Annotated in this window: 9 protein-coding genes; 3 read left to right on the top strand and 6 right to left on the bottom strand. The window is 62.7% G+C overall.

Features of this window, described 5'->3' with window-relative positions:
- Positions 1-764 (top strand): SMI1/KNR4 family protein (locus tag EWE75_RS23810; RefSeq protein ID WP_206364873.1); only part of this gene is annotated, 764 nt, incomplete at its 5' end.
- Between the two features lie 296 nt (positions 765-1,060).
- Positions 1,061-1,246: a DUF6961 family protein gene (locus EWE75_RS23805; RefSeq protein WP_130160528.1), complete on the top strand. Its 186-nt coding sequence runs from the start codon at positions 1,061-1,063 to the stop codon at positions 1,244-1,246.
- A 1-nt stretch (position 1,247) separates the two neighbouring features.
- Here EWE75_RS23805 and EWE75_RS23800 read toward each other — a convergent pair whose 3' ends face one another.
- Together EWE75_RS23800 and EWE75_RS23795 are read right to left on the bottom strand one after the other, a co-directional pair.
- Positions 1,248-1,451: a hypothetical protein gene (locus tag EWE75_RS23800; RefSeq protein ID WP_130160527.1), complete on the bottom strand. Its 204-nt coding sequence runs from the start codon at positions 1,449-1,451 to the stop codon at positions 1,248-1,250.
- Between the two features lie 91 nt (positions 1,452-1,542).
- Positions 1,543-2,079, bottom strand: a complete 537-nt coding sequence (locus EWE75_RS23795; RefSeq protein WP_130160526.1) for a hypothetical protein — start codon at positions 2,077-2,079, stop codon at positions 1,543-1,545.
- 155 nt (positions 2,080-2,234) lie between these two features.
- On the opposite strand from EWE75_RS23795, the gene EWE75_RS23790 reads away from it, so the two are divergent.
- Positions 2,235-2,672, top strand: coding sequence for a hypothetical protein (locus EWE75_RS23790; RefSeq protein ID WP_130160525.1), 438 nt, complete (start codon positions 2,235-2,237; stop codon positions 2,670-2,672).
- Between the two features lie 142 nt (positions 2,673-2,814).
- On the opposite strand, the gene EWE75_RS23785 is transcribed toward EWE75_RS23790, so the two are convergent.
- The 4 genes from EWE75_RS23785 to EWE75_RS23770 form a co-directional block, all read right to left on the bottom strand.
- Positions 2,815-3,600 (bottom strand): hypothetical protein, encoded by a 786-nt coding sequence (locus EWE75_RS23785; protein WP_206364872.1) that lies wholly within the window; start codon positions 3,598-3,600, stop codon positions 2,815-2,817.
- Positions 3,601-3,644: 44 nt separating this feature from the next.
- The gene (locus EWE75_RS23780) at positions 3,645-4,085 is read right to left on the bottom strand and encodes a hypothetical protein (protein WP_130160524.1); all 441 of its coding nucleotides are present in this window, start codon (positions 4,083-4,085) and stop codon (positions 3,645-3,647) included.
- 176 nt (positions 4,086-4,261) lie between these two features.
- Positions 4,262-4,591: a hypothetical protein gene (locus EWE75_RS23775; protein WP_206364871.1), complete on the bottom strand. Its 330-nt coding sequence runs from the start codon at positions 4,589-4,591 to the stop codon at positions 4,262-4,264.
- 10 nt (positions 4,592-4,601) lie between these two features.
- Positions 4,602-4,988: hypothetical protein (locus EWE75_RS23770; RefSeq protein ID WP_206364870.1), on the bottom strand; the 387-nt coding region annotated here is incomplete at its 5' end.

Here is a 4,988-nt window from a genome sequence, read left to right as displayed (position 1 = left end):
CCGTGCACCTGAAACACGTTCTTCGCGAGATCCAAACCAATCGTCGTTACGTTCCCCATCGTGGCTCTCCTTCCGACTCATCCGCAGATCATCCTGCGGAAGGGGTGGAGAGCCGTCCACGTCATCAGTTGCGGACGTTCCAATCGCCGCTATCGTCAGATAGAAATCAGGAGGGTCGCGTGTTCGATTGGCTGAAAAGAACGAAGCGATCTTCACGTTTGCCTTCGACAAAGATGCTGCCGATCGACCCGGCGTTGTTCGAGCAGGGAGGAGCGAGCCTATATGAGGCTCTCAGCAATCACTGGGCGTTATCTGAACCAAACACCTACACGCGCCGGGGTACGGGCGCAGATGTAGAAGCGTTGGAGAAGCGATATGCACTCCAACTGCCGGAAGATTTTCGGGCCTATCTGATCCATGCCGCGCCAAGCACAACATTCATGGACGACATTGGCACTCAGTGGTGGGCGGCGAGCGAGATTAAATCTATTACTGACGAATGCCCGGATGGGCCGCCCGGTCAGATTAATCATGAGATCGAACAGGAGAAAGACGCTTATCTTGTATTCTCTGACTATTTGATCTGGTGTTACGCTTGGGCAATTTGCTGTTCCAACGGGCCAAATCGGGGAAAGATCGCCTTGATCGGCGGCCTGCCGGACACTTTCGTCGCTAATAATTTTCGCGATTTCCTTTTGCTCGAACTGACCGATGATCTGGCGATCCACCAAGGCCCCAGCAAGCGAGAAAGCGCAGATGGCTAATGGCGGCTTCCCACCACTTTTTGCCGTTCCCACTGGGGGGCTGATTCCCGGAATACCATCATCAGTGAAAATGGCGGTGCTGGTCGCGACGACAATTAGCGCGATCGGAAGGCCGCCACATACCGTGCGCGTTTACAACTTGGGCTGGTTTTGTCACCCAACGACCGGATCGGCCACCGACCTGTAGAAGTGCCTGCCGCGATTTACGTTGTCGAACGGACGGTCTCTCTCTTGCGCTGGGATCGCGGCCGGCGCTGGGATCGCTATTGGCGGCAGTATCGGATGGGTGAGTGTCGATGACGCGGGACGAAGAGCGCTGGGCTGAAGCGCTGGCGATCGAGCGCATCCACGGGGACCGCGCGCCGGTATGGGTTGCAGAACGGATCGGCGAGTTGGCGCTGGCGGGCGACGAAGCCGGCGTACGGCGTTTCAAGGAGATCGCCGCCCGCCTGGGCCAAATGACCCGTGGCGGGCGGCAATAGCTCAGCACTTCGTGAACTGGCCCTTCTTCGGTCCCGACGCGATATGGCATTTGCCCTTCGCGTCCTTGGTGACGCCAGCTATCGTAGGAGCTGCCTTGGGCGGGCACTTGGCGAACTTGCCTTTCGCATCCTTGCAGGGTGCGGCGATGGCTGGTGCGGACGACAGGGCGAGCGTGGCGATGGCGAGCATTGCGGTACGGAACATGGCATTTCCCCAGCCGACCCATTCGGCTATCGGATCGTATGTCGCGGCGCAGATTGCTGCAACATGACCCGGCTCAATCCGGGCTTGGTCCTTACCGGACAGACCGCGTTGCCTTCAATCTGACCGCGCGCCCTTTGCCGCCGATGCGCATTTCCACCGTGACAGGCTCATGCTTGTTCAAGCGGTGGAGATGGACATATTCGTATGTGCCGTCCGCCATTCCAGTGAAGTTCGCTCTGGAGGCATCGCCCGGGTGTATAGGTCTGCTAGGGAAGATCGGGCCGAGGCTGACGAACTCGATGCTCGGAACGGCGGTCAGATCTTCCGCGAATCTCGCCGTCGGCAGACTGCTTGCCAGCACAGCCTCAACCTTCCCGCCGAGAAAATCGATCTGGTGGAGCCACCATATGTCTTCACTGCGGTTGCTGATGTGTACCATCAGAAGCGACCAATCGGGATCGTCATTGGGCGCGATCATCACGCGAACGCGGAGGCCAGGCCGCAGGCCTCTCTTACTGAGGTGCCAACGGCGGCGCCGGATGAGCAATCGTCGGAAAAGCAAAGGTGCCGCCGCGATCAGGGCACCAAGCGGGAATCCGATGATGATGGCCACCAGCCAACTGCGCATTTGCTGAACCGCCCCCCGTCCATGCTCGCTAGCCTTCCAGCCCGAGCAGATTCCTTCGTCCCGATCTTGATGTGAAACCTTGCAGGCGGCAAGGCGTCGCAATGCGCAGGACATTCGCCGAGTCCAGCTTTCACCCTCCAAGTTGGTCATGTAGAATGCGTCGTTGGATCAGCTTTTTCGCACTATCATGTTCGTTTGTCATCGCCTCGCCGGCGCTGGCGGACGGCGAGATGCCGCCGTTGCCCTTGCTCCCTCGGACGTTCAAGAGTTTCGCCGAATGCCGTGCGTTTCTCGATGCGGCCTACAAGGAAGACCGGGGCAGGGCGGATACGGCACCGCGCAAGACCGGCAACGGAACCACGCAAACGCTGATACAAAGCGAAGGTCCAAAGACCACCGGTCCGGAGCAGGCAGCATACGACGTGACCGAAGGCTGGGCGAACCGCACCCCCACGCCCGGGGGCAAGCAGATCATGACGAACTATAGTTACAAGAGAACGCAGGAGCGTTGCGATGGTCCGCGCCTGACGGGGGAGACCTCCACCGGCTATTCGCTCGAGGGGTATGAGCCCGCCCCGGCACCACAAAACTAAGGATTTGTCGGGATAGATTCGGGTCATGCCCGGCGCGGAGCGACGGCCATACGACTAACGCGTGATTTGCCGTGACCGTGCGCGGAAGGCGCCATCGCCGAAACCGCTCGATAGCCACGCCGTCATATGCCGCGCCGCATTGTCAGCACCATAAAGCGCCCTTGACCATATGCGGCGTGGCGCAGCCCTTCGCCGGCCGAGGCAGCGGCTGGCCGGAACGCCAGAGACCGAGACGACCGAGGATATTGGGCATTTCGGCGTCGATCACCGCGAGCGGGTTGTTGTCGCCGTAGCGCGTCGCGCTGCGATAGCGCAGCGCCTGCTTGTAACTGGTGCCCGCGAAGCGGCTGATCGTGATCCAATAGCCGAACGGCGCGTCCTGCGTCGGCTCCGCGCTGATGACGGCACCCCGGAGCGGGCCCGCGTCGATGTAGCGAATCTCCTGGTTGTTATTGTGACCCACGAAACGTTCGTAGACTGTGACGAAAGCATCCGCGGCGCGATCGTAGCGGAGCAAAGCCGTGCCATGCAGCTGGTCGCCGTTGCCGGCATGCAGGCTGTCTGCCTCGATCCGCAGCAGCGTCACACCCGTCGCGGGATGCAGCAACGTCGGCGTGCCGAGATAATGCGGCTGTGAGAAGGTGTCGTTCGCGTTCCCGCCGGGCGCGATCAGCAGCATATTCAAAGAGGGGTGGCAGGAGCGGCCGCCGTCCTTGCTGATGCACAGCCTGATCGCGCCGGGCTCGGTTCCGTCTGCCGACGGGGTGTCGTTGGTGTCCGGCCCTTGCGTGGCGGTGAAGCGCCACGGCGAGCGTGTCGCGAACGGCTTCGACAGATCCATCGTGGCGATTGTCTTTATCGGTGGGGCGGCAGCAACGACCGGGGCCACCCCGGTTGCCGCCTGAATCAAGGTCAGCGCGGCAGCCAACACGGCGCCCGCACCGATCCGACGCAACACCACTTGAGAATGGATCATTTGTTTTTTTCCCCATCAAATACCGGCAGACGTGCGGGATCGAAGCGGGCGAAGCTGGCCCCGCCTGCGTCGCGCACGCTTAGCTCCTGCTGCCGCTCATGTCCCGTGTGTGGATCGACGATACGGCGGGAGACGTGCGTGATGCGCCACACCCGCGCGTGCCTGTCGTAATCAAAGCGATACTCCGCCCGCATCTCGCCCGCACCGGCATCGACGACGGTGAAGCTGCCGGCCTGCGCACGCAGCCAGCCACCCGTCGTCGCGCACGGCCCGCAGGAGAGAAGACGCGCATTCGCCGCTGTCCTGCGCGGCCGCCCGTCCGCTTCGCGGCGCATTAGCACCACCTCCAGTGGATGCCGTGCGCTCGCCATACCACCGCGCGCGCGATCGACGACCAGCAGCGCATCGTCACGTCCTTCGCCGGTTAGATCGCCCATGATAGAATCGACCACTTTCGCCCCAAGCGCGGCTGCCGCGAGCGCGGCGGTGCTTCCGTCAGGCGCGTGTTGTGCCATCGCGCGGCCTCCAAAGCCCGCCTGTGCCACGAGCATGAGCGATATCGTCACGATACGATACGACCGGGTGAGCGTCGCAAGCGTTCCCGCCCCTGGCATCAGTACGGATCGCTATGCTCAAGAATCTCCTGCCCCATCAGCACGCACATGCCGGCGGGATTGGCGTAGATCAGCCGCATCCGGTACTCGCCCTTGTAGACGCTGCCCCATATCTCCAGCACGTCGAAGCGACGCTTGCCGACGAGCGATGCGACCGTGCCAATCTTGCGGAGGCTGGCGGGGTCGATCGTCGCCCGGTTGTCGCCATCGTTATGGAAGCGGAGCAGCATCAGCGCCTGTGTCCGTGCTTCGGCAGCACAGGGATGGGCGGGCGTAGCAGGGGTCGCGCCGGCAACCGCGGCGGCCAACAGGATCGATGGCATCATCATCGGATAATCCTTAGGGTCTCGAGGTAGGATATGCTCGGCCGGCGGCCCTGCGCCGCACCAGACGCCTGACGACCAGCACGGCCGCCAAGACCAGGCTCGCCAGCATCACAGGCGACAGGCCGACGACCACCCAGCCCATCATGGTCATGGCATAGAGCCGGTGGCCGATGTCGATACCCGCGACGAGGCATGGCTCGGGACCGGCTTCGGTTGCGCCACAGCCCGTCACGCGTGCGACGAGGATCCCGGCGGCGAAGATGAGCGCGGGCAGCCAGAGCAGAGCGACGAGTACCGCGCACCCCCAGCGCGCGGCGCGCCGGACGCCCGCTGATCCGGCTCCGGTCATGACCGCCTGCCTCCTGGCCGCTGCCCGTCTGGCTGCCGCACGATCACGAGT

This window comes from Sphingomonas populi, from assembly GCF_004208535.1.
Lineage (GTDB): Bacteria > Pseudomonadota > Alphaproteobacteria > Sphingomonadales > Sphingomonadaceae > Sphingomonas > Sphingomonas populi.
The sequence above is the reverse complement of the archived record's forward strand: the minus strand, read 5'-3'. Positions and strand labels throughout refer to the sequence as shown.